The following is a 26,921-nucleotide window of genomic DNA, read 5'->3' on the forward strand; positions in this document are numbered from 1 at the left end:
CGCAACTCCAGAAAACATTGGTATTGACCGGGTCAGCTACTACTGCTCCCCCTGTATTATAATAACCAGGATCGGCTAATGACCAGACGGACCCGCCGTCTGTGCTTTTATAAGCTTGGGCAGTCCCTCAACCAAGACCTTCAATTGCCATTACATAATTGGGGTCGTTGTATTTAACCGCAATAGAGGCCATATCGCCGCAACTGGAAAAAGAAGGGCAGAGAATCCATGAATTCCCACAATTTGTCGTTTTATAGACGCCCACATCTTCAACCTGGATATAAACAGTCGTAGGTGTTGATGGCGCAGCAGTAGCGGCAACCACAGGTAAACCAAGATTTATGCCGTCATTAGATGCAATCCAGTTTGTGCCGCCGTTGGTTGTTTTGAAGGCACCAGCCCGATTACCAACCAGAACTTCTAAATGATTCGTTCGGCTGACCGCGAGTCCATAATGATAATTTGCTGGGAGACTTGCAGTCAGGTCGGTCCAGGTTTCACCAGCGTCAGTACTTCTGTAAAAATAATAAATCCCTGAACAATAAACATAATTTGGGTTTGCGGGTGAAACCCCAAGGCGATAATTGTAGTATGCTGAAGAGACCTTTGTCCAGTTTTGGCCTGCATCAGTGGAACGATAAATACCATCATAATAAGTACAGGCATAAACGATGTTAGAATTGGCAGGATTCACTGCTACATCATAGACATAATAACCGGCGGTGGAAGAATATACCTGGGTAAAGGTGTTACCGCCGTTCGTTGACTTAAATATCCTTGGTTCGTAGGTGGTTGAATAGACACTGCCACCAACATAAATTACATTGGGATTATTACGGTCAACACTGATACCGTAGCCATAAGAATATCCGCCAACATAGACATCGACCGTTGACCAGTTATTTCCGGCATTCGTTGTTTTGATAAAGACTATTGCATAATCACTGCCGCTGACATATCGGTAGCCACAGCCGTAAATGGTGTTGGGATCGGTAGGATGTGCTTCAAGGTCATAGAAACCAACATTGCCGACTGAAGATGGTATCCAGGTTGCTCCGTTATCGGTTGATTTGTAGATGGAACCATAGTATCCGGCGTATATGACGCCCGATTGGCTGACAGTCATCGTATAACAATAACTTCCGAATGAACCAACCTCGGTCCAGGTTATACCTTTGTTGGTAGACCTGAAGATTTTTGTCGGGGAGGAATATGAACCTGCATAAACCATGTTCTCATTGACCGGTGAGATAGCCATAGTATATAACTGACCACCCGGTGGACCGATGTACTGCCAATTGGCATAAAGTAACCCCGCAATGCCTAGGCTCATGAGGAGCGATATAAGTCTCATCAAACCCCCTTTCAGATTGGAGATTATATTTAAGACATAAGTCTTGTCAAGACTTATGTTGACTGAAAGTCCTATCTTGATGAATATCATATCTTTTGTATACTATGAACGATGGAAAAAATAACCTTATCTATCCCCAGCTTGTAAGTGAAGAATGAAAATCATGAGGATTTATTGTTTTTTGTTAATCCGTGTAAATCCGTTTTTCAGGGTCTTCTACTTTAATAAATAATAATCTTCCGCACTTTCTGTTGTCCATCGGATTTCAGAATTAAGAAATAAGTACCGCTGTTTAGTCCTTTAGTGCTGAATTCAAGATTATGGATTCCGGGATCAAAATCTGCCTCATAGATATTTTTAACCAGACGTCCGGTTGCATCATATAATTTTATTAAACAAGTGCGCGACTGGTCTATCATGAAGGAAAGCCTCGCCAGCGAATTTTTCTTGGCGAGTGTAGGAACAAAGAAAGACAGATTGTTTTCTCTTATTTTGTTTTCAGTAATTCCGTGTGTAATGTCGGTACTCACCCAGAATCTCCTGCCACCTTCGTAATAGAATAATGCATCATTACAGGCAAGTAAACCACCAAAGAAATGGGGGATAGGAAACGGCTCCTGTTCAATCGTGTTGCCGGTATTAAACGAGCGGGCAATATAGGTTGTATCCGTACCATAATATAGAAAGTAAAGACTACCATTGGGTGCGACAGTGGTAGAAAAGTTGGCATAACCATTAATCGGGACGCTATCAAGAGTATTGGTTAATAGATGGTATCGGTAAAGTGGAATATCCGTGAGATAGAGGATTTTTTGATTGTTATCATAAGATATTTCATCTGTCTCCTGTCCCGGGTCAATCGTCAAGAATTGCCAGGTTGCACCACGGTCATAACTGACAAAAACCGAATTGTTTGTTTCTACAAAGATTGTATCAATCCCCGCAAGATTGGATAGAGAAGCAGGTTGTGCAAATACCGGGGTAAAATTGACCCCGCCGTTTGTTGAACGAATCAAAAATGTATCACAGAGTCCAATGATGACATTGGGGTCACTGGTAATGAGAAAGTCTGTGGGCAGATAAGTAGAATCAACCTTTGTCCAATTTTGACCGCCATCCGAAGAGGTAAATATCGTCCCCAGGGAAAATGTAGTTCCGACAATCTGGGCATCAGCACAGGAGGCGATAATAAAATTGGGATTGGTTGGTGCGGATTCAACTGCGGAGCCCATTAAGAGAAAGTTCTTCAATGTATCATAAGAAGCACCATAATTTTTAATTCGATAAACAGTTCCACCAAGACCGATGCTATAAAAAACTGTATCCACCGAAGGATAACTTGCAGCGCCAGAACTGATAATGGTATGGGCATAAAGATTATTACGCTGGACGCTCCATGATAAGCCATTATTCGTCGTTTTGAATACTCCTTTGCCAAGGCTGCCTGCATAGAATGTTCCTGAGCCTGCAGGGCTCATAAAGGTTGCAATCTCCCTTGATTCTACCTGAGAGAAGAGCCAGAATCCATATTGTCTTACACCCCGGAATATTCCCGGATTGATGACACTTGAGACAATAATTGTGTCATTGCCGGTAAATTCAATATCCGCTGCCTGGAATAAACCGAATGCATAGGGTTCATTTATCCTTGTCCAGGGTCCCTGGGCTGATGTTGACTGGTATATTCCGTTGTCAGTGGTAATGAGCACAAGATTGGGATTATATGGATTGGGCTGGATATCAGCGACTTCGCCAGTAACGATTGTATCAACGAATCCTGAAGAAGGAGAGAAGTAGATATAGGTCAATGTATCATCTGGAGTGGTGTGGCCAGTAAACCAGAACACACCGGGATTGCTCTTGAGATGTGCGATGCAGTCAATACTATAAAGGTTATTGAATGTAGCAATTATCTGCCAGGATAAACCCGCATTTGTGCTGCGCCAGAGCCTTGGGGGAATGCTGTCAATCAGATAGATTACCGTATCCGCAACATCAAAACTTGCGGTCTGAAAATTGTTGGTGTATAAGACCTCTGCCCAGTCATTTCCACCATTCAAGGTTATCCAGACGACACCACCGCCGTCAACAACAATTCCCCTTGAAGTTGTTGATAATATACCGCCTCGGGGCATACAGTTTTCTAATGATAAACTCCAGTTTGCACCACCATCAGTCGTGCGCCAGATATCACGAAAGGAAATCGCAAAGGCAAGGTTTGGGGAATTAGGATTGCTGAATGTGCCGAGGATTTCGCCACCGGGTAGATTAACCAGATTCCAGGTCCAGGGATTAAAAGTTCCTGTTTCTTTGTTTACATATTGGGGATTATAATATTCTTTCTGCATATCCCAAATCTTTTTTAGAGGATTGGGCATAAGCGCACTGATTATTAAAAATAAATTGATGAAGTTCACATTACCCCCTTGATGGTAAAATTATAATAAAAAATATTTTTATGTCAATGATTTTATGTCCGACGGGCTCAGTTAATGTAGGGCAAGGCTTTAGCCTTTCAATCGACAGGTACAATGTAGGGCAAGGTTTCCTTCATAAAGCGATGGTTCTTTCAGAACCCGAGTTCAGCCTTGCGAAGATATTGCAGACCAAGGTCTGCCACTACAATTTTTCTATTAATAAAAGATTTTATACTTCACATAATTTCATCAGTATTCTACTTCCAAAGTCGGAACAAAGTTTGACTTTTCTTTATACTCTCTGCAGACAAATTCGCGTTCCACACCATATTCGCCAACCGGGTCAAGGGCAATGCCGTAGTTGGGCTCACCCGCGAGCCATTTTTCCAAAATCTGTGTCACATCCCATTCGTACCATATCCCACCTTCACGCTCAGAGCGGGCACCCTTGATTGTAATGACTGATACTACATTATCGGATAATTTCGGAGCAGTCTTCCATGTAACCGCCATTTCTTCCCATGTAGAGAGAATCTGTTTCGCTGCAACCTGGGTCGGTGCATCAGAACCTGAATAATCGTTGTATAATTTTACCACAGCGCGCTTTGGCTTCTTGTCTTTAGGTAAATTGGTAATATCAAATTGGAGCAGAACGATTTCCTTATCGGTTCCGGAAAAACCCAAAAACAATTTGGGAATGGTGACTGGGTTGTATGGGTCGGTGATATCCTTCCAGCCACCACCATCCCCATAATTTTTATTAGGCTGTGCCTTGTATATCCAGGTATCTTTTACAACCTGGCATTTTATTTTGTTTTGCATAACTAACCTCCGGTCTTTCTGACCGCAAGAGAAACACAACAAAGAGATTATGGCCAACAGAATCAAATTTTTGTGTTGTATCTTTTGTTTTTTATCAAACATAAATACCTCTGACTTCTACTTCACAAACAGAATTTGATTTATTGTAAAAATATGAATTTGACGCTGTTCGATGCAGAATCAAGGGATATTATCCGAGCAAAATAGACACCAGAACCGCATGTATTCCCATTTTTATCTTTGCCATGCCATTCGTATTCTGTGCCCGAAACCTGGAATCTATTTACTTCCGAACCTAAAATGTTGTAGATCACCAGAGTTCCATTGCCATGTTTTAATCCGCTGTATTTGAATCTTACTTTTCCGGGTGAGTTATTAGCCATTAAATTTATTTCATAGAGTGTTGGGTCAGTATTATCTTCATTAGTACCAACCTGTATGCCCGTTCGGAAATCAGTTTCATTAAGCCCATTTGATTGAATATAATACCATCTTGAGTGTATCGGTGAACCATATTTTGGATGGTATTTTATCCTTGCACGCCATTTATAACAGGTATTGACCGATAACCCGGTTATTACACGGCTTATTTGCTGCCCTGTTGTCCCAAGATTTATCCAGTTTGACTCCACAAGATCTATGCCATTGAATGGCGCACCAAAAGGTTTTACTTCAAACTGCGCCTTGGCAATAACCCGTCCATAGGACGACCGTCCGAATAACCTTGAACCGAATGAATTATTTGAATAAGTGAATAATGGTGGAACAATCTGCCGGGAAAAATCTGGTCTCATTTGCTCGGGTTTTACATTAACACCCATTACTTCATTGCCATAATAGACAAAAGCCCTTCCTTCATTCATTTCACCATTATCATAAAAATATGCACCTACTATCACATCTGAATATCCATCGCCATTGACATCGCCGGCAGTGGAGACTGAGATACCGTAATTTGCAGATGTTTGGTTTGATTCGCCGGTCCATTTGGGCGTGCTGGATAGTCCGGTTGCCGATCCGTGATAGACAAAAGCCATACCCTCATCTGTCTGTCCATTATCATAATATGGGGCACCGATGATTATATCTGAATATCCATCGCCATTGACATCACCCGCAGCAGAGACCGATATACCGTAATTTGCAGATGCTTGGTTTGATTCGCCGGTCCAGTTTGGGTTTGAGGACAATCCCGAAGCCGAACCATGGAAGACATAAGCACGGCCTTCATCCGTCTGTCCGTTATCATAATTGGGAGCTCCAACGATTACATCCGAATAACCATCACCATTCACATCGCCAGCATAGGCAACAGAAGTGCCGAAATATGCATTGGCCTGGAGTGAAGCTCCTAACCAACTTGGATTCACAGAAAGACCTGATACTGAACCATTATATACAAATGCCAATCCTTCACGATTTTGAAATAGCCAACTTTGAGGTGCTCCGATTATTACATCAGAGTAGCCATCACCATTGATATCACCAGCCGTAGAGACCGAATACCCAAACCATGCATTTGTAAGATTAACTTCACCAATCCAGCTGGGGGTGTTGGATAGTCCAGATACCGAGCCATGGTAGACAAAGGCTGCACCTTCGTCAGTGTCTCCATCGTCATATAATGGGGCACCGACGATTATATCTGAATATCCATCGCCATTGACATCGCCGGCAGTGGCGACCGAGGTTCCGTACCGTGCATTATTCTGGTTTGATTCACCGGTCCAGTTTGGGGTTGTAGATAATCCGGTAGCCGAACCATGATATACATACGCCCTTCCTTCGTCAGTTTCACCATTATCATAATAATGCGCGCCTACTATTACATCTGAATATCCATCACCATTGACATCACCTGCCGTAGATACTGAGACACCGTAATATGCAGATGGTTGGTTTGATTCGCCGGTCCAGTTGGGGGTTGTGGATAATCCGGCTGCCGAGCCATGGTAGACGAAAGCCCGTCCTTCGTCAGTTTCACCATTATCATAATAATGCGCGCCTATGATTACATCAGCATATCCATCGCCATTGACATCACCTGCAGTAGAGACAGAAAAGCCAAAATATGCATTGTTCTGATTTGCTTCATTGGTCCACATTGGTGCTGTTGATAATCCGGATGCTGAACCATGATAGACAAATGCAGCACCTTCGTAATCCTGTCCGTTGGTGTAGAATGGGGCACCAACAATCACATCTGCGTATCCATCACCATTAACATCGCCCGCCGTAGAGACAGAAAAGCCAAAATATGCACCATTTTGATTCCCCTCATCCATCCAGATTGCTGTATTGGATAATCCTGAGGCGGAGCCACAATAAACAAATGCAGCACCTTCGTCACCCTGTCCGTTGGTATATAATGGGGCACCAACAATCACATCCGCGTATCCATCACCATTTATATCGCCTGCAGTAGCGACTGATCGCCCAAATGAGGCATTTGAAACATTCGGTTCGGCAGACCAGGTCGGGAGTGTTGACAATCCAGATGCGGAACCATGATAGACATAAGCCCGTCCTTCATCGGTTTCGTTATTGTCAAATTCAGGTATCCCAATTATCACATCTGAATATCCATCACCATTGACATCACCAGCGCAGGCAACCGAAGTACCATAATGTGCATTTGCCTGATTTGATTGACCGGTCCAGTTTGGCGAAGTTGCTAAACCAGATGCGGAACCGTGGTAGACATAAACCCTACCTTCATTAGTCTGTCCACCGTCATAATAGTGAGCACCAATTATTACATCTGAATATCCATCGCCATTGACATCACCTGCAGTAGATACTGAGATACCGTAATATGCAGATGCCTGGTTTGATTCGCCGGTCCAGTTTGGTGAAGTAGGTAAACCATAAGGCGAGCCATAATAGACAAATGCCATGCCTTCATCTGTTTGCCCATTATCATAATCTGGAGCACCGACAATCACATCTGAATATCCATCACCATTGACATCTCCAGCACAGGATAATGAATTACCGTAATGGGCATTTGCCTGATTTGATTGCCCAATCCAGTATGCTGTATTGGATAAGCCAGAAGCAGAACCATAATACAGGTATGCGGCACCCACATCTTGGAATCCGGCGTCATAACCGGGTGCCCCAATTAGAACATCCTGATATCCATCGCCATTAATATCACCAGCACAGGAAACTGCATATCCATAATGAGCATATGCCTGATTTGGTTCATTAGTCCAGTTTGGTGAAGTTGGTAATCCGGTTGCTGAACCGTGATAAACAAAAGCCATACCCTCATCTGTCTGTCCATTATCAAACCACATGGCACCGACTATTACATCCGAGTATCCATCACCATTGACATCACCGGCTGAGGCTACTGCAATTCCATAAAACGACAATATTTGATTACCTTCACTTGTCCAGTTGGGAGTTTGAGATAATGGGTCGACAGTTATGGGATAAACTGCATTAGCATCTTCTATGACAATTTTGAATCCATTTTCGGATTTTTCAAAATGGGCGGGAATTATTTTACCATTTGCATCCGATACCTTCATATCCAGATAGTTCATAACACAAGAACCACCCGGCACCGCACGGATAAAGGTTATTTTATCATCAATGACATTCATCTCAACACCCAATAATTCTACAGTGAGATTCAAATTCAGATTGCCTTTTCCTTTCAACTTTTTGGATACCACAAAGTTTTGCCTCATTCCACTTTCCATATTTTCAAAATCAATTTTCAACAGATTTCCTATTACTTCGGCTTTGTTCTTATCAACTTTTAATATATCTCCTTGATATATACCTTCTTTTTTGTCTCTTCCAACAGAAATCAATTTAATTATCACAGACCAGAAATTATCTTTTTCATAAACCCTCGGTTCTGCTTTGAAACCGTCAACATAATATGAAAAACGGAGATTTTGAGCACGGTTAGGAGATTGATAACAACCTGCTTTATCCTGCCACCTTATTTCATATTCAGATTCTTTTATTTTCTGCTGGATGGTTGTCAACCAGTCGCTATCCATTTTTGCAGGTACGGGAATATTTGTATTCCCCAAAAGAAAGATGGGTAGGGTAATGCATAAAAAGACCATCCAACAATGAGACTTAGTAAAAGTTTTCATAATACCTCCTTTCAATCAATTGACCAATCACGGATTTCATAATCCTTATATATTCTTAAAAGCCATAATTTTTTATATTTATTATTTAGTTTTTTCCTCTTCTGGGCAGAAATCGTCTTTCTTTTTTTAAGCGATTTAGCCCTGGAACAGGAATTATATAGCCTTCTAATCACAATTTATTATATTAATTCACACTTACCAAACACTTACCAGTTTGTTGTGAAGGTGATTAAGATATTGTTTTAGGACGTGGCAGATTGTAGTGGCAGACCTTGGTCTGCAAATTTATAAGAGCCAAGTAAACTCGGAGATATTAATGAATTGCAGTCTCAGGTAAGGCTTTAGGTTTGCTTATTAAGTTAATAAAAAAGGGGGAGTGTTGCCACTCCCCCTTTGATTAATTTTTGCTTATGTTAGCGTCTTATTTTGCCACCACTACGAATTTCAAATGTCTGGCTCAAACCATAGGCATTGGTATTCTGGGTATTGGCAATTCTAATCCGGCAGTTCGTGCCTGAGACATTGGGAACGGTCCAGAGGTAATAACCATCATTGGCGGCATTCTGAGCGATTTGATTCCAGGTTGTCCCACCATCAGTAGAGTAGTCTAATCGGGCATTAGAAAAGTCGCCGGTCCAGTCCCAGGTGATATAATAACTCCTTCCTGCATACCAGATATCGCCATTGAGTGGTGAAGTTACTTTTATGGTCTGGGGTGCGATTGTAAATGTATTACTGACGCCATAATTTGTAGTATTGGCAACCCCAACCCGGATTTTGCAGTTGTTTCCATTTATCCCATCAGGCAAATGCCACAGATAATAACCATCGTTTGAAGTGGCGGTAGTTAGCTGATTCCAGGTTGAACCACCATCGGTTGAATAGTCTATTCGGGCAGTAGAAAATTCACCATTCCAGTACCAGGTGATATAATAATCCCTGCCGCTCAGCCATATATCACTTGTCTTCGGTGATGTGATTGTGATGGTCTGGAGATTTATGGTGAATATATCACTTTCATCATAGTTACTGGGATTGGAGGTGCTGGTAACTTTTATCTTGCAGTTATTACTTGAAAAGTTTCCGCTGATTGACCATAGATAATAACCACCACTTGTGCTTGATGTTATTTGATTCCATGAAGAACCACCATCGGTTGAATAATCTATACGCACGCTTCCGGTATATGTGCCGGTCCAGGTAATGTAATAATCTCCACCCTGTATCCAGGTATCGTTGAGCATGGGAGAGGTGACCTGAATTGAATCAGAAACCTGGGTCGTGGTTATTGTGAAATTGTTATCACTGATGTCATAGGCATTTGCATCCTGAGAACTCACCACTCGGATACGGCAATTGGTTGAATTCAGGTTCGGCACGGTCCAGTTATAAGAACCGTCATTGGTTGCACCGGTAACGATATTTGTCCAGATCGTCCCACCATCTGTTGAATACTGGATATTAACCGTGCTGACGCCGCCGACCCATTCCCAGTGTATTGGATAGTGTTTACCACTCCGATAAGTTTCACCACCATTCGGCCTTTTAACTGTAAATACGGGTCTGGCAATCGTAAAGACTGAATTGCTTACATCATTGAGATTGGCATCACTCTGATTTTTAACTCGAACAAGGGCAGTGGTAGAAGGTGCATTTGCTACATTCCAGGCATAACATCCATCGTTCGTAGTAGATGAAATTACTGATGTCCAGGAAGTTCCATTATCAGTTGAATAATCAATACTTGCGGTGGAGAAGTTTCCGGTCCAATCCCAGTGGACTGGATAGTAGTTACCAACATAGTAATTTTCTCCACCATTAGGCATAACGACCGTGATAGTATCCCTGGCAATTGTGAAGTTCGCATCGCTGAGGTCATAGATATTTGGATTTGTCGCATGGCTCACCCTTATCCGGCAGTTAGGATATGTCGTGCTCTTATATGGAACACTCCAGTGATAACAACCATCATTGCTTGTATTGGAGACGATAGTAGTCCAGGAAGTTCCGCCATCAGTTGAGTAGTCAATTGTTACTCCTGAAAAACTTCCATACCAGTTCCAGTGGATTGGGTGGTATTCACCAGATAGATAGGTTTCACCGCCATTCGGCCTGGTAATTATAATTCCTTCGGTTATGTTTATAGAATGGGGACTTGACCAACCAGATGTTGCCCCTTGAATATCCCTTGCCTGGGCACGGACTGAATATGTGCCAGTTGAGGTATAGGTATGGGTATCCTGGACTGTGCCACCGCTTGGAACAAAAGAACTCCAGCTTGAGGTATCCCCATCACCCCAGGCAAATCGGATTGAGATATTCTGACCATCAGGGTCGGTAGTGGTTGCAGAGAATGTCTGTGCAATTGTTACATATCCGCTCGTCGGACCGGTTAGGGTTGGTGTATTTGGTGGATTATTGGCACCGCCGGTATATATCAAAATCTGGTGTGGGGAAGACCAGGACGACCTTAGACCATGGATATCCCTTGCCTGTGCAGTGATATTGTATAAACCAGTGTTTGCATAAGAATGGGACATTGTTACTGTTGAACCACTTGATACATAACCGCTCCAGTTTGAGGTATCTCCATCACCCCAGGCAAAGCGGATTGAGATTAAGTCATTATTGGGATCGGTTGTTGTGGCATTAAAATCATAGGACACATTTGGATTTCCGCTCGTTGGTCCGGTGACGGTAGGGGCATTCGGTGCCTGGCTGGAGCCGGTAGTAATTGTAATCTGATGTGCACCTGACCATTCTGAGGTTGCTCCATTTACATCCTTTGCCTGGGCAGTGACATTGAATGTGCCAGTTGATAAATATGAGTGCGTCATTGCGATTGTATCACCGCTCACCTGATACGAACTCCATGCTGAGGTATCTCCATCACCCCAGGAAAATCTTACTGCCACACCCTGACCAGCCGGGTCACTGGCACAAGTATAGAATTCATAAGAATATTGAGAGCCCTGATAACCACTTGAAGGACCCCAGGGTGTTGCTGGTGTGTTTGGTGGATTGATGACCACTACGGTTATTACTTCTGAAGTTCCTTCGTTATTTGCCTTGTCATAAGCCTTGGCATAGATATTGTGCTGAGAATTATCCTGTAAGGCGGAGGTATTCCAGGAATGGGAATAGGGTGAAGATTGGTCAGTGGAAACGAGGATGTTATCTATGTAAAACTCTACTTCAGTTACTCCTTTATTATCAGTTGCATTCGCATTAACGATAATGGTTCCACCAACGGTGTCTCCATTTGCGGGTTGGGTGATTGAAACCTCGGGTGGTTCTTTATCACCGCAACCAACGAAAAACAATCCTACTGCAATGCCAAGTGCTAATAGCTTTTTCATTGAACCTCCTTGTTGTCCATTTTGATTTTTGGGCATTTGCCAAAAAGATTGTGGCTAATTATATAGATATTTGAAGCAAAGTCAAGCATAGCTATAAATTTATTCATTATTTTATAAAAATTCCACTTACCAAACACTTACCAGTTTGTTGTGAAGGTGATTAAGATATTGTTTTAGGACATGGCAGATTGTAGTGGCAGACCTTGGTCTGCATCAAATCCTGTAGTGGCAGAGTTTACTCTGCAATAATCAATGTTGAGCAAGTTCAACCACTACTGGGAAAAAAATGATTGACTCGTAGTGGCAGACCTTGGTCTGCAAATTTATAAGAGCCAAGTAAACTCGGACACTACATCAATTTTAATGAATCGGCAGTCTCAGGTAAATCTTTAGGTTTGTGTTTTTATGCAAGGCTAAAGCCTTGCCCTGCTAATTATAAAAAAACCTACGAGAGGAGATGATTTTTCAAATCCTCTGTTTCCCTACTCAGTTCCAGACCTAATTCATCTTTTATGATATTTTTAATTCTTTCATATTGTTTTAATACCAGGTCCTTTCTACCTATCTGTGCATAACATTCCATCAGAACCCGATGGCATTCCTCTGATAGTTCATCTTTTGATAATGCCAACTTGCAGGTGCTGATAGCACTTTCAATATTATTATATTTGAGGTTTATGCGTGAGGCGGTAATGGCTGCACTAATGAAAATCTCGCGTGTCTGCTCACGCACCATTATAATATCTACTAAATCAATTCCCGACAAAAAGTCACCCTTATACAAGTCAAAGATTTTTTGGTAGAATTTTAATGCCTCTTTATTTTTTCCTGATATTTCTAATTGCCGTGCCTGGCGATAAAATTTCAAAAAATCTTCTAAGTCGGTGTGGATACTATCCAACCTCATCCGGTAAGAGTGATTTTCATATTCTATTATTTGTGATTTTTTACCTTCTTTCAAATTCGGTTCTAACCTTTTGCGAAGTTCGTTTATTGCGACCTGTAGGTTCATTGTTGCCAGCGCCTGTGGTTTTTCGGGCCAGAGCGCAAGTAGAAGTGTATCACTGGGGACAAATTTATCTTCGAATATGAGTTCCCCACCCCTGTTTATTATTTGTTTTGTAAAGAGTAGGCTGAATACCAATCGTGCCGAATTCCGGCGCCATTTTTCTATTTTTACACCATTTACAAATATTTCAAATCCACCGAAGGTAAGAAATTTTATCTCTGGGAGTTTTGATCCAATTGCTGTAAGCGGTTTATATTTTAAATTCAGTTTTTTGATATAAAGGCGCGGACTCTGGGGATTCAATTTTTCAATAAGATGCCAGTAATTATTAAAAATTGCAGGGTCAAATAAAAAATCATAGCCGTACTTCTGACAGATATTAAGTGCCTTTGAAAATGTCTTAACGGCAGATGCCTTTTTTTCTTGATTTAATAAATCATCTGTAAGTTCTAAATAACCAGTCGCGGTATGATATGCCATTTTCATTTTTTTATAATAGTTGAGCGATTTTTTCAATAATTTGAGACCCTCTGTGTATTTGCCGGTTGCAAAGTATAACTGTGCCATATTGAATTCAGCACCGGCCCTTTCAATTGGTGTATCTGCTGGGCAAGATTCCAATGCCTTTAGCGCATATTTTTTGCTTAAATCAATCTTATTTTGTAAGCGATATAATCTGCTTAACGCAATACAACAGTTGGTCAAAAACGATGAAGTCTGGGCATCATCGGTCTTTTTCATTGCCTGAAGAAGGGTATCTTCTGACTGTTTAAATTTTTTCTGGAACATTAATATCTCACCTAAATTAACCATTGCCGGACCAATTGCTAAGCCCAGACCAATCTTCATAGCCTCGGTGATTGCCGATGTGGAGAGCGATTCAGCACGGTCAAGTTCTCTCATCAAAAGATACAATCCAGCAAGATTCAAAGCCGCAAGACAATAACTCCTTCTGTTATCTGAATTTTCATAGAACCTGAGTACTTCTTCTTTTTCTTTTCTTGCTTTTTGAAAATTTCCCAATTTCACATCTATTGCTGAAGCATTGGCAAGCGTGCGCATTTCCCCTTCTTTATCACCAATTGCAATATAAATATCCATTACTTTTTTATAAAATTGTATGGCTTCTTTGTATTTTAAAAGTCTCCAGTAACTCCCTGCTATTGTAGATAATAGTCCTGCTCTTCCTCGAAAGTCGTCTGGGGGAAGAAGTTTCAAGCCAAGTTTTGAAACTTCAATTGCCTTTTTATTTTCTCCCATATCCTGATAGATATAAGATAGATAACGATATGCCGCAGTGAGCCCTGATTTATCACCCTGTTTTTTCAAGATTGGAATTGCGGTTTGAATCTTTCTTTCGGCACTGAGCAGTTCGCCACTTAAATAATCGGTGTTGGCACGAACGAGTAAGAGTTTTGGATTCTTTGCAGACTCATCTTCAGGGATTGCGTTAAGGAATTCTTTTAATATATTGATTTTTCCCTGCTGGAGCAAATCACGGCTGTGCGCTACGACCAATCGGGCTGCAGAAGCAAAGTCTTGTTTTGTTATTGCTTCTTTAATCTGGTCTTCTACCGACATTTCTTTCACCTCTACTATGCAAATGGAAGAAAAGGACTAATGCAAGAATAAAAAAGATAATTATAGAACCGATATTAGCATAATTGCCAAGCCAGGCACCCACTGGTAAACTCTCATAGATTTTATTGAGGGCAGGGATTCCAATCAAAAATGCAATTAGCACACCAACGAGGGCGTCACCGGCAACAAGACCTGAGGAGAATAGAATGCCTTTCTCTTCTTTGAATTTTAAAATTTCACCCGTAGATGTTTTCTGTATAAAATAGTAGATTGACGCACCAGCCATAATCGGCATTGATAGTGATAATGGAAGATAGAGTCCGATTGCAAATGGTAATGCAGATATTCCCAGCAATTCCACAGCAATTGCAAGAATTGCTCCCAGACCAACAAAGGTCCAGGGTAAGGTTCCACTGAGCACACCCTTTACTACAAATGACATGAGCGTTGCCTGGGGTGCGGGAAGTTTATCAGAACCTATCACCATTGTTTTGTGTAAAAGCATCAATACACCACCCATAAATAATGCGGGGATAATAACACCGATAAATTCAGCAATCTGCTGGTAGAAAGGAGTTGAGCCAACTAAAAATCCAGTCTTTAAATCCTGGGATGCATCACCAGCCATACATATTGCAATACAAACGACACTACCAATGGACATTGCACCGATCATTCCCGGCATTCCCCGCCAGCCAAAAGCGACAAATATCAAACAGGTTATAAGCAGTGTAGCAATTGTCATCCCTGAGACCGGGCTTGATGAACTACCAACGATTCCCACAATCCTTGATGCAACAGTAACAAAGAAGAAACTGAATATAACAACGATCAACATTCCAATAATGCCAATATGGGTCTGGGGAATGAGTAACATTAAGATTGCAATTATTATTGCACCAGCAATTACCACACTCATTGGGATATCCTGCTCGGTCCTTGGGGCATTCTTATCGGGTAAAAATTTAAATCCTTTGAACATTTCAACGAATCCGAGTTTGAAGCATTTAAATACGATCGGACAGACGCGTAGAAGGCTTATCAATCCACCGACCGCAACCGCACCCGCACCGATATATCTAATATAATAACTGCGAATTTCCGAAGGAGAGAGGAGTGCAACGATATTATCCGCGGGAGGAATTGGTGTATTTAAATTTGCACCAATAAACGCAATCAAAGGGCTTATCACGAGATAACCAAGGATTGCACCGGAGAGCATATAGGAAGCGATTCTTGGACCAATGATAAATCCAACACCTAATAAAGCAGGTGTTAAGTCAATGCCGATTTCCATTCCTTTTACACCGCTCACCAGCCAGGTTGCAGTCTCTTTCCACAATTTCAGACCACTCATCAAAAATTTGTATAAAGCACCGATTCCCACACCTGAAAATACAATCTTTGCCTTTGCACCCCCCTTATCACCTGCCTTTAAGATCTCAGCACAGGCGGTTCCCTCGGGATAGGGAAGGGTCTTATGTTCCTGAACGATTAAATACCTTCTTAAAGGAATCATAAATAAAATGCCCAAAAATCCACCCAAAAAAGAAATCAAAATAATTGTCCAGGCATCAGGAAAGTAATCCCACATAAAGAATGCGGGGATTGTAAAGATAATCCCTGCTGCCAATGATTCACCAGAAGAGCCAATGGTCTGGGAAATATTATTTTCTAATATTGTTCCTTTTCTTAGTGCACCCTTCAAAATTGCCATTGATATTACTGCAGCGGGGATTGATGCGGATACCGTCATTCCAACTTTTAATCCGAGATATGCGTTCGCCAGACCAAAGACAATCGCCAGGATTGAACCGAGAACAACTGCCCTTACAGTGAATTCACCAATTCTCTCATCCGATTTTATATAAGGTTGAAAATCTGAATTTGATTTCATCTCTTCTCCTTGATAAATTAGGAAAAATGTCCTTCAATCTCAAAAATATATTCAAAAATTTTCTTTTTTCAAGACAAAAAATCTTGTCCATTGACAATTATAGGAAATAGAATAAACTAAAATATAATGCAGAAAATAGGCAGGTATAGAATCATTGAAGAGATTGAAAAAGGAAATTATACATCAGTCTACAGGGTTAGTGATAGTAAAACCGAACTTGTCTTAAAGATCGCGCGTGAGAGTTATCCTGAATTTAATGAGATAATCCGCAGAGAGTTCCAGATTCTTTCTCAATTCAGACATCCCAATATTGTCCCTGTATATGAATATAATATTACCGAAGATAACAGGGCATTTTTTACTCTTGAATATATGCGGGGAAAACCGATAACCCATTCTTTCAATAAATTTTCTGAGGAATTTATTGAGTCAATAATACAGATTATCAATGCACTTGGTGCATTCCATAATAAAGGTTTTATACATGGAGATATTAAACCAGAACACATAATTTATAATGAAAAAGAAAAAAAAGCCGTTCTCATTGATTTTGGATTTGCCGGCATTTCAACCCATCAGATTAAAGAGTATGGCACCATTGGTTATGTCGCACCCGAAGTTATAAAAGGGATTGGTATGGACCAGCGTAGTGATTTATACTCACTCGGTGTTATTATCTATGAGATATTATCAGGGTCAGGTATAAAACAGCCGATTAAACCAATAAAAAATATCCCGGAAGTTTTAAATAATACAATCCTTCGACTCTTATCGGAAGAACCCGCCCTGAGGCCGACTGCATTAGAATTATTTGAGGTATTCAGCAGTCTTGTCCCTGAAAAAAAATTTGTATTTCCTAATTATAAAGTTCAATTACCACCAACTGGATTTGTTGAAATCCCTGAGATTATGGAAAGATTATTGAAATTGAAGGGTGATACGGTGGTTCTCAATGGCGAGGTTGGTTCAGGAAAGACGAGGTTTTTAAGAGAGTTGCGTTATAAATACCTTTTCAAAGGCTATGATGTCTTCTCTTTCAATGGCAGGGAACATGGTTATTTCCACGAGTTTGTCTGTGATTCCATTAATTTTAAAGATTTAGATTTTTCTAAGAAAGAAGACCAGTTTCAGGTATATGATGAGATTACTGAGCGATTGATTGAATATGCAAAAGATAGAAATGTCGTTTTACTCGTTGATGACCTTGATAAATTGAATGATTATGAACTCGGGCTGTTCAGATTCATCGGGCATAGCCTTGAGAATACAAATATTACGATGATTGGCACAGCAAATTATGACCAAAGGGTAAAGGACTTAAATTTCTTTGAACTTAACTTAAAGCCATTTTCTATTGATGAGATGAGAACATTGATTAATAAGACATTTTTTGAGATTGAAACAAAAGATGGGACTGAAATTTCTCATTTTATAGAATGGTTTCGTAAGTATACCGGCGGCAATCCATTATTCATTGTTGAAACCTTGAAGGCGCTCCATAGTCAGAATATTTTAGATTACCAGATAAATAAATGGCAGATTGATATGAGTGCACTAAAAGAATTTAGAATTTCTGAAGATGTTGAAGGAATATTATCAATGAAACTACAGGGTTTGAATGAGGACGAAATCAATATCTTGAAGGTTCTTTGTATTGCTGATTATCCATTAGAATCTTCTATTTTCTGGTCAATCTTCCCTATGTTGAATAATACCAGTATTGAGGTTTTGAAATTATTGGGGCTTATTAAAGACGAATATATACATGGTAAGAGATTTTTCGTTCTTACAAATCAGATAGTAAAAAATCTGGTTGAAAAACAAATGGCAAAAGAAGATACTGTCCTGATTGTTAAAAGAATTGCTCAGACGATAGAAGAAATAGAATCTTACGAAATTTACTACCCACTGCTTGGCAGGCTATATAAGCAAATCGGTGAAACGAAAATGGCGTTTCACTATTTTCGTCTTTCCGCAGAGAGCGCTGAAAAGATAAATGATAGAAATAATGCTATAGAATATTATACAAATGCCCTTGAATGTGCAGGAAGTGAAAAATCACAAGAATACGCCTCAATTCTCATAAAATTAGGTAATCTATATCTCCTTTCCGGGGATAACCATAAGGCGATTGAACACTTCAATAAGTCCGTTAGATATATTCAGTTTAGATGTGATGCATTATTCGGTATAGGAAAGGCATATTCAAATCTGGGAGACTATGATAAGGCGATTGAATATCTAAGAAAAGCGCTTGAAGGAAATGTAGAAGAAAAGAGGCAGGTAGAGGTCTTAAACCGCCTTGCCTATTGTTATATAAGTTTAAGGGATTTTGATGAAGGGGGAAGGATAATCAATGAAGCGATAAAGATATCCCGAAGGATAAATGACCCTGGACTTGAGGCAGAGTCATTATACTACGATGCTACACGCTGGTGGTTTACGGGTGAGTATGGAAAAGGCGAGAATGTATGTAAAGAATTATTAGAATTCTGCGAAAAGAACAGTCTAAACAAGCAATATGCCTATGTAGCAAATCTATTGAGTTCTTTTTATCTCCAGACCGGTAATATTGAAAATGGAATGAGATATATTGAGATTGCAATAAAAGGATTTGAGCATATTAAAGACTTTAATGCCCTTTTGTCAGGGATGATTAACAAGGCAATATTATTTCGCAATAACGGTGATATAAATAATGCCAGGAAGATTTTTGAACATACCCTGAATAGTGCCTTGAAGATTGGTAATAAGATCCATCAGCATATATGTTTTACACAGCTTGCTGGTATTCTTGAAGAAACGAGCAAATTTGAAAAGGCACTTAAATTCTACAAAAATGCCCTGGGAATTGAACCGGATTCTGAATATGCAAATTATATGCTTGCAATGATTTATTACAAGTTGTCAGAGATTGATAAGGCGAAGTCAATACTTGAGCAAAGATCAGCAAGGAAAGAAGGCGTCTTATATCTTATAGGGCTCGGTCTGGTATATTCTGTGTTGGGAAGCATTGAAAAGGCAAGGGAGAATATAGAAAAGGGTATTGATATACTTAAACAGGAAGGTCTGGAGGTCTCCATTCAACAGGAGGCATATCTCAAATCAAGCCAGTTCTATTATGAGATAGAAGATTTTGAACGCTCATTGAATCTTGCAGAGAGTTTAAAGAAGATTGCGATAAAGGATAGCAGGGAGTATATAATGGCAGATGCCCTGATAAAGATAAATAAGTTCAGAATGAAATTGATAGATAGATTAGATGTAGATTCAGAACTAAAATATCTGAAAAATAAGGGATTCTTATACGACTATGGATATATTAAAAAATTAAAGATTGAATCCCTTATTGATAAGGGCCTTGAGCGAGAGAAGATAAAAGAGATTGCAGAAGAACTTGAGTCAGTGGAACAGGTATTTAAAACAATCGGTGCAGAACTTGAATTGAACAGGGTTCAGAAACTGAAATTATATATCTACCCGGATATCATCCGTGATTATTCACGGAGGATAATATCGGTCCAATACCTTGATACATTCTCTAAACTCGCTGAACTTATAAATTCTAATCTCGGTGATGAAGATTTTGTGTTAAATGTCCTTGACCTGGTGATAGAGGCTACTGGTGCAGAGAGGGGAGCGATATTTATTAAAGGTGAAAAGGGGATGGATTTTGTTGCCGGCAGGAATATAGATAAAAAGACGATAAAGGATGCGGGTGAACTTTCAAAGTCCACAATTGAGGAGATTGATAAAAATAGAATAGTCTTTATCCCGGATGCGGTTGATGACCCTAAATTCAATATAAAGAAGAGTGTTTTATTGAACCAAATCCGTTCAATACTCTGTATCCCCCTTGTGGTTAGTGATAATATTGTCGGTGCTATATACCTTGACTCAAGGATGGCAGGCTCAATATTCAATGAACAGGACCGGGATTTTTTAAACACAATATCAAAGATACTTGCCTCGGTCATTGAAAAGTCCATTATATTTAAAAATTTAAAGAGCGAAAATATTTTATTAAAGGCAAATGTGATTGGCGAGATTGGTGCTGGTTATCTAATAAGTAGATCAAGAAAAATGAAAAAGATTTATGAAGATATAGAGGCGATTGCCCAGTCAGATGCGCCGGTTTTAATCACCGGTGAGACCGGAACCGGAAAGGGTATGCTTGCCCGATTGATTCATTTGAAAAGCAAACGCAGGGATAAAAAATTTATCTCCATAAATTGTGGTGCCATACCCGAGACCCTGCTTGAATCAGAACTATTCGGGCATAAAAAAGGTGCATTCACAGGTGCCTTAAACGACAAAAAAGGTCTATTAGAAGAGGGCGAAGGCGGGACAATATTCCTTGATGAGATTTCAAATACATCTGCGGGATTCCAGGCGAAGATGCTTGAGGCAGTAGAGGATAAGATAATCCGCAGGCTTGGTGAGACCACAACGAGAAAGATAGATGTAAGATTCATTCTTGCTTCAAATAAAGAACTTGAGATAGAGGTTGAAGAAGGTAGGTTCAGGCAGGATTTATACTTCAGGATAAATGTCTTCAGGATAAGGGTGCCACCACTAAGGGAGCGAACTATTGATATTCCGGAACTTGCGAAATTCTTTCTTGAAAAATATTCTAAACAAATGAATAAAAATATTTTAGGCTTTGGAACTGGAGTGATTGAACGATTGAAAGAATACCACTGGACTGGGAATGTAAGGGAATTGATGAATGTGATTGAAAGGGCGGTGACTTTGTGTAAAGGCAATATAATCACGATAAATGACATAGGTCTGGGGAAAGAGAAGAAAGAGATAGTTTCCTTAAAAGATATAAAAAAAGAGGTGATAATTGAGGCATTGAATGCAACAAACTATGATAAGAAAAAGACTGCAAAATTGTTAGGTATTGCGAGGGCGACACTTTATAACTATTTAAATAAGTACGATATTAAATAGTTTTTATAATACGATCTTAAAAATCTGACTGGGTATTTTCTATAAATGCGACAGATTTTGAAAGTGTCCAAAATTTTGACACGAATGTCATAAAAACCAACGAAATTCCATATACTTTTAAGAAATCCAAGATATGTCCAAATTTTAGACACATTTATTAATGACCGAGTCCATTTTCTCTTGAAATTTCAAGACTTTGTTCGGGCACGAAATTTGCTATATAAATAGGCAAAAGGAGTCAAAATGAAGAGGGCAATAACATATATCATAATCCTTCTGGTGCTCGGTGGAATTTTTGGTCTCAGTATGCACCAGAATAGTAATCCTGTTATTGGGTCAGGTCTTGATATAATAACCCCGGCAGTGGCGTTTGCAGATTCGGATACGGTGAAGGCACCTGCTCCACCGCCACCGCCACCGCCGATTAATTAATTTAAATAAAGGGGTGTTTTATGGCGCCTGTCCATTTATATGAGATAAAGATGATTGATGGTTCAAAATACCGTGGGGAGATTGCATACCGGGATGATAAGATGATTGTATTGAAACTGGCAAATTATGATCGTTCCGAATTTGGCTCAAAGATAAAATTATTCTATAATGGGATAATGAGCATCCAGGAACTCGGTTGGTGCAAGATAATGCTGAAGCCGGTCCGGGTAGATTGATAATGTTTTCAAGGGGACTGCCCTTTCGGGCAGTCCCTTAAACAATAAAAATTTATATGAATGAGATAATAACCATATCGGCGCTATTTTTTCAAATAACTGCAATAGGTATTTCTTTATATTATTATAAAAGGATGCCGAATCCTGCATGGATATTGGTTTCAATCGCCTTATTCGTTATGGCAATAAGAGGGTTATTAAACCTGTTCGGATTCAGACTTGAGGCACTTGAGGTTTTGATATTAATTATTAGCATATTAATTTTTTTAGGATTTATCTTTGCAAAAAAAATCTTCAAAGAAGTTGATAAAATACTTAAGTATTTAAAAGGTTTATGGGAGATTGACCGGGTTATAATTTCGGGACTTACACCAAAGAGCATAATCAATGGTGTAAAAAAGGTGATTGCAGACCTATTTAATTGCGATGCCCTTGGCATTTATATTTTGCATAAACCTGATATGAAATTAATCCCTTATGCAAATCAAAACTTGAATGAAGAATTTCATAAAGAAATGATTGAAAATAAAGACGGTCTTCTCTGGAAGGTTGTTAAAGAGAAAAAGAGTATTTTTATTGAAAAATCCAATAAAGACTTTGATTTTCCTAATGTTTTAAAAAAGGAGAATTGTTCAACCTTCATCGGTGTGCCTCTAATATTGAAGGGAGATCTATTAGGTGCTATAATTTTGCTATCAAATAATAAAACTTATCAGACGGGCGAGGTAAAAAAATATATTGAGGGTATAAGTCGTCAACTGGTAATAGCAATTGATAAAATACAGACGATAGAAAAGATTAAAGAGATAAATATTGAATCAGTATTTGCCCTGGTGCAGGCAATTGAGATGCGCGACCCTTATACCAAAGGACACTCATTGCAGGTTTCAAATCTTGCAGTTGAATTGGCAAAAAAATTTGAATGTTCTGAGAGAGAATTAGAACTTATAAAATTCGCTGGTTTATTACACGATGTTGGAAAGATTGCGGTTCCAGAAAATATTTTGAATAAGCCATCAAGTTTGAGTGAATATGAATGGATAATTATGAAAAAGCACCCTATATTTAGTTATGAAATAATTAAACCTATAAAAGGACTGCTGGAGATTGAGAAATGGATATTATACCACCATGAAAAATGGGATGGAAGCGGTTATCCAGAAGGATTGAAGGGCAGTGAAATTCCATTCTTTTCACGGATCCTTGCGGTTTGTGATACTTATTCAGCAATGCTGAGCAACCGTCCATATAGAAAAAAGCTCACTGACGAGGAGGCAAGGGAAGAAATAAAAAGGTATGCGGGAAAACAATTTGACCCGGAAATAGTTGAGGTATTTTTAACCCTTCCCAAAGAGTCTTTGATAAAACTTATTGAAAAAACAGTTGACCCTTCATAGACACTCCCACTTTGGGGCTGGGTTTAGGGGTCCTGTTTCCCCAGCCCCTGTTCATCTTGACTTATTCTTTAAAATGAATATCATTAATTATGGCAATTTTATTTTCGTTGGTTATACTACAGACGAATACAATCTATCTTGGTGAATTGAGTGGGGTCATAAGTCCGGCAAGCAGTGCCTATATACTCCGTGCCATTACGATTGCTGAGGAAAAAAATGCAGAGTGTCTCATTATAAAACTTGATACACCGGGTGGACTTGATGAATCAATGAGGGAAATAACAAAGAGAATTTTAAATGCGAAAATTCCTGTCGTTATATATGTTGCACCCAAGGGGGCAAGGGCTGCATCTGCGGGCGTATTTATTTTATACTCAAGCCATATTGCCGCAATGGCACCGGGAACAAATGTTGGTGCTGCCCATCCCGTGGGAATGGGAGGAGAAAAAGTTGATAGTGTTATGTCAAATAAGGTGACAAACGATGCTGTGGCATATCTACAATCTCTGGCAAAGGCAAGAAATCGCAATGTCCAGTGGGCTGAAAAGGCAGTGCGCGAAAGTGCCTCAATTGATGATGAGACCGCATTGAAGATTGGTGTCTGTGAAATCATTGCAGAAAACGAAGAAGAATTGATTAAGAAACTTGATGGCAGAGAGATTAAAATCCATGAACAAACAAAAAAATTGGATACAAAATCTTCCCCGTCCAAAAAACTTTCCATGACCTTAAGAGAAAAATTGCTTTTGATACTGACAAATCCAAATATTGCATATATTTTATTATTGCTTGGAATATACGGTTTATTTTTTGAACTTCAGAACCCGGGAATGATTTTTCCAGGCGTTGTTGGTGGCATATGTTTAATCCTCGGATTCTACGCCTTACATCTTTTGCCCGTTAATTATGCAGGTCTGGCATTGATTATATTGAGTGCAATCTTTTTCATCCTTGAAATTTATGTAACATCACATGGATTATTGAGCGTTGGTGGTGTTGTATCACTGATAATTGGTTCTTTGATTCTTTTTGAAAGTGACCTGCCGTTTTTAAGGGTATCCTGGGAGGTGATAATGGTCGTTGTCATTATTATTGTCATTTTTGTAGGTATTTTGTTGTTTATGGGAATTAAAGCTCAATTCAGAAGACCATCCGCCGGCAAAGAAGGACTTGTTGGTGAAATAGGTATTGCCAGAACTGATATTGATGAAAAAGGAGGAACTGCATTTGTCCATGGTGAATGGTGGAATGCAGTGAGCGATAAACCAATAAAAAGGGGAGCAAAAATAAGAGTTCTAAACTCTGAGGGGATGGTGTTAAAGGTTGAAGAGATTTGATAATTTTCTGTCTTTTAAATATCTTTGAAAATTTTCTCTTTCCGGATTGTGCCCTGAATAACCCAAAATTCAATCCTGCGGATTTTATTGAACCGAAAGTATTTATATCATTTGGTGGTGATGAAAAATTTGGAATCAATGAGTTACACACCTGGAATGCTGACCTGCAAATCAGACCATTCAGGTTGAGGCTGAAAACATTAGGTAATGAACTATATCGAGAGAATGCATTAGAACTTTCGGGTGGATTCCTTATCTATAAAACATTGACGGGCGGTATCTCCATCGGTCTTTTAAACAACTGGATAAAAGAATATACAAATCGTTTTACATATACAATAAAATTGGGCAGCGTTTATTATCTTTCTAATTTTAAATTTGATTTTTGTCTTAATAATATAAATTATCCAAAATTTTCTGAAGTTGATTATTTGCCGGTGACTTATGTTTTTGGCTCAAATTACTTTTTAAATAAAGAATTTAAACCGTATTTTTACATAATGGGCAAAGAGAAAGAAAAACCATTTTTAAAACCCGGATTATTTATAATGCCAGTAAAGAATTTTGAATGTTTCACTGGATTGAGTACGGAAAATTTTCTTTTTGAATTCGGTTTAAGAATTCATCTTGGTAGAATCATTCTTGATTATGCGGGAACGAGCCATCGCCAGTTGGGTCTGTCCCATTCTTTTTTTGTTAATTTTTTTTGATGTTCGCCTTAATTTTTTTGTTATTTCACACTTTAAATCAGGACTTATTTGAAACCGAACAGGAAAAAGATTTTGAAACGATATTATTCGAATTAGAAAATTTAAAAAATAATCCAGTTGACCTTAATACGGCAGACTTAAGGGAATTATCAAAAATTCCATTTTTAAAACCTGCTGATTGTTTAAAGATTATTGGATACAGGGAGAAATTCGGAAGTTTTGAGACAGTTGATGGTCTGCTCAAGATAAAAGGGTTTGATAGAGAATTTGTTGAGTTGATAAGACCCTATCTAACAGTAAAGACTAAACCTTTTAAATGGCAGGCTGTGCAGAATAGATTGAGGCTCCAAAAGGAATTAGATAAAGTTGGTAGCGAAGAGTATTATACAAAAAACATATTTGCTATGCAGGATTACAAGATTTTTATTGTCACAGAAAAAGACCCTTATGAATCTTCTTTTCTTGATTACTACAGCGCGGGCGTTCTGATTGATGAAGGCAAAAGAAAATTTGCCCTGGGGAATTACAACCTTGATTTTGGTTCAGGTATCATTCTTTCTTCAACCGGCACATTCTTTCAGGGGACTGACTTTAGATTACTAACCCGGGAGCGGGGTATAACACCCTATACTTCAACAATGGAAAATGGTGGATTTTTTGGTGCTGCGCTGACTGATACTCTATTCATTAATTATGCGCTTTTCTATTCAAATCAAAAACTTGATGGCAGGATTGATACTTCAGGATATGCAAGGTCTTTTGATCCCTCAGGAAACCACACTGATTCAGCATCAAATGCACACAAGGACCGCATCCGCGAAGAGATATTTGGCTATAATATACGCTATATAAAAGATAAAATTCTGTTAGGACAGACCACATACTGGTCTGATTATGAACCGTCATTTGTATGTTCTGATTCCACAATTGGTTTTTATGGTAAAAATTATTTTATGACTGGTTTTAATCTGAATTATTATGCAGATAGATTTATTCTTTTCGCGGAATTTGCAAGGTCGTTCCAGAATCGCCTGGGCAGTATTTTTGGCTGGGTAGGACTTTTACCCTATAATTTTGAATTCAATATTGCGGGCAAATATTTCAATCCTGGATACTATGCACCAAAGGGTGCTGAGGCAGATAAAGATTACATTGGCTTATATTTCGATTTAAATAATAATTCGCCCATAGTTCATGCAGGAACGACCGTTAATATTTATACCAACAACCAGGCAGATACAAATAGATATGATTTGAAATTTAATCTTGGTAAAAAAATAGGCTTTACCGATA

The 26,921-nt window shown here is 39.3% G+C and carries 14 protein-coding genes; 7 read left to right on the plus strand and 7 right to left on the minus strand.

Annotated features, from left to right (window positions below):
- Positions 1-127: 127 nt before the first annotated feature.
- The 7 genes from ABIL69_06530 to ABIL69_06560 all read right to left on the minus strand — a co-directional run bounded on the left by ABIL69_06530 (position 128) and on the right by ABIL69_06560 (position 16,560).
- Complete coding sequence (locus tag ABIL69_06530; GenBank protein ID MEO0123641.1) at positions 128-1,354, minus strand: hypothetical protein; 1,227 nt, start codon at positions 1,352-1,354, stop codon at positions 128-130.
- A gap of 221 nt (positions 1,355-1,575) precedes the next feature.
- Positions 1,576-3,771 carry a T9SS type A sorting domain-containing protein gene (locus ABIL69_06535; protein MEO0123642.1) on the minus strand — a complete coding sequence of 732 codons (2,196 nt, stop codon included), beginning with the start codon at positions 3,769-3,771 and terminating at the stop codon, positions 1,576-1,578.
- A 249-nt stretch (positions 3,772-4,020) separates the two neighbouring features.
- Positions 4,021-4,593: a DNRLRE domain-containing protein gene (locus ABIL69_06540; protein MEO0123643.1), complete on the minus strand. Its 573-nt coding sequence runs from the start codon at positions 4,591-4,593 to the stop codon at positions 4,021-4,023.
- Positions 4,594-4,733: 140 nt separating this feature from the next.
- The gene (locus tag ABIL69_06545) at positions 4,734-8,714 is read right to left on the minus strand and encodes an FG-GAP-like repeat-containing protein (GenBank protein ID MEO0123644.1); all 3,981 of its coding nucleotides are present in this window, start codon (positions 8,712-8,714) and stop codon (positions 4,734-4,736) included.
- Positions 8,715-9,127: 413 nt separating this feature from the next.
- Positions 9,128-12,073 (minus strand): Ig-like domain-containing protein, encoded by a 2,946-nt coding sequence (locus ABIL69_06550; GenBank protein MEO0123645.1) that lies wholly within the window; start codon positions 12,071-12,073, stop codon positions 9,128-9,130.
- Positions 12,074-12,518: 445 nt separating this feature from the next.
- A complete protein-coding gene (locus ABIL69_06555) occupies positions 12,519-14,663 on the minus strand; it encodes a tetratricopeptide repeat protein (GenBank protein MEO0123646.1) in 2,145 nt (714 codons plus the stop codon).
- Positions 14,641-16,560, minus strand: a complete 1,920-nt coding sequence (locus ABIL69_06560) for an oligopeptide transporter, OPT family (GenBank protein MEO0123647.1) — start codon at positions 16,558-16,560, stop codon at positions 14,641-14,643. The genes ABIL69_06555 and ABIL69_06560 overlap by 23 nt, the downstream gene beginning before the upstream one ends.
- Positions 16,561-16,686: 126 nt before the next feature.
- On the opposite strand from ABIL69_06560, the gene ABIL69_06565 reads away from it, so the two are divergent.
- The 7 genes from ABIL69_06565 to ABIL69_06595 all read left to right on the plus strand — a co-directional run.
- Entirely contained in the window at positions 16,687-21,516 is a 4,830-nt protein-coding gene (locus ABIL69_06565) for a sigma 54-interacting transcriptional regulator (protein MEO0123648.1), read from the plus strand.
- A gap of 243 nt (positions 21,517-21,759) precedes the next feature.
- The gene (locus ABIL69_06570; GenBank protein ID MEO0123649.1) at positions 21,760-21,948 is read left to right on the plus strand and encodes a hypothetical protein; all 189 of its coding nucleotides are present in this window, start codon (positions 21,760-21,762) and stop codon (positions 21,946-21,948) included.
- A gap of 20 nt (positions 21,949-21,968) precedes the next feature.
- Positions 21,969-22,184 carry a hypothetical protein gene (locus tag ABIL69_06575; GenBank protein ID MEO0123650.1) on the plus strand — a complete coding sequence of 72 codons (216 nt, stop codon included), beginning with the start codon at positions 21,969-21,971 and terminating at the stop codon, positions 22,182-22,184.
- A 56-nt stretch (positions 22,185-22,240) separates the two neighbouring features.
- A complete protein-coding gene (locus tag ABIL69_06580; GenBank protein MEO0123651.1) occupies positions 22,241-23,581 on the plus strand; it encodes an HD domain-containing phosphohydrolase in 1,341 nt (446 codons plus the stop codon).
- An 89-nt stretch (positions 23,582-23,670) separates the two neighbouring features.
- On the plus strand, positions 23,671-24,918 hold the full coding sequence (locus ABIL69_06585; protein ID MEO0123652.1) for a nodulation protein NfeD: 1,248 nt from the start codon (positions 23,671-23,673) through the stop codon (positions 24,916-24,918).
- A complete protein-coding gene (locus ABIL69_06590; protein ID MEO0123653.1) occupies positions 24,915-25,628 on the plus strand; it encodes a hypothetical protein in 714 nt (237 codons plus the stop codon). The genes ABIL69_06585 and ABIL69_06590 overlap by 4 nt, the downstream gene beginning before the upstream one ends.
- On the plus strand, positions 25,628-26,921 hold a 1,294-nt coding region (locus ABIL69_06595; GenBank protein ID MEO0123654.1), incomplete at its 3' end, for a helix-hairpin-helix domain-containing protein. The genes ABIL69_06590 and ABIL69_06595, both read left to right, overlap by 1 nt.

Source organism: candidate division WOR-3 bacterium (assembly GCA_039802005.1).
Taxonomy (GTDB): Bacteria; Hydrothermota; Tepidihabitantia; order SM23-42; family JAOAFX01; genus JAOAFX01.

Bases quoted from the DNA above. Each gene is read 5' to 3' on its own strand.
- ABIL69_06545 (MEO0123644.1), bottom strand. From the start codon at position 8,714: ATGAAAACTTTTACTAAGTCTCATTGTTGGATGGTCTTTTTATGCATT.
- ABIL69_06550 (MEO0123645.1), bottom strand. From the start codon at position 12,073: ATGAAAAAGCTATTAGCACTTGGCATTGCAGTAGGATTGTTTTTCGTT.
- ABIL69_06570 (MEO0123649.1), top strand. From the start codon at position 21,760: ATGAAGAGGGCAATAACATATATCATAATCCTTCTGGTGCTCGGTGGA.
- ABIL69_06560 (MEO0123647.1), bottom strand. From the start codon at position 16,560: ATGAAATCAAATTCAGATTTTCAACCTTATATAAAATCGGATGAGAGA.
- ABIL69_06555 (MEO0123646.1), bottom strand. From the start codon at position 14,663: ATGTCGGTAGAAGACCAGATTAAAGAAGCAATAACAAAACAAGACTTT.
- ABIL69_06575 (MEO0123650.1), top strand. From the start codon at position 21,969: ATGGCGCCTGTCCATTTATATGAGATAAAGATGATTGATGGTTCAAAA.
- ABIL69_06585 (MEO0123652.1), top strand. From the start codon at position 23,671: ATGGCAATTTTATTTTCGTTGGTTATACTACAGACGAATACAATCTAT.
- ABIL69_06565 (MEO0123648.1), top strand. From the start codon at position 16,687: ATGCAGAAAATAGGCAGGTATAGAATCATTGAAGAGATTGAAAAAGGA.
- ABIL69_06530 (MEO0123641.1), bottom strand. From the start codon at position 1,354: ATGAGACTTATATCGCTCCTCATGAGCCTAGGCATTGCGGGGTTACTT.
- ABIL69_06580 (MEO0123651.1), top strand. From the start codon at position 22,241: ATGAATGAGATAATAACCATATCGGCGCTATTTTTTCAAATAACTGCA.
- ABIL69_06540 (MEO0123643.1), bottom strand. From the start codon at position 4,593: ATGCAAAACAAAATAAAATGCCAGGTTGTAAAAGATACCTGGATATAC.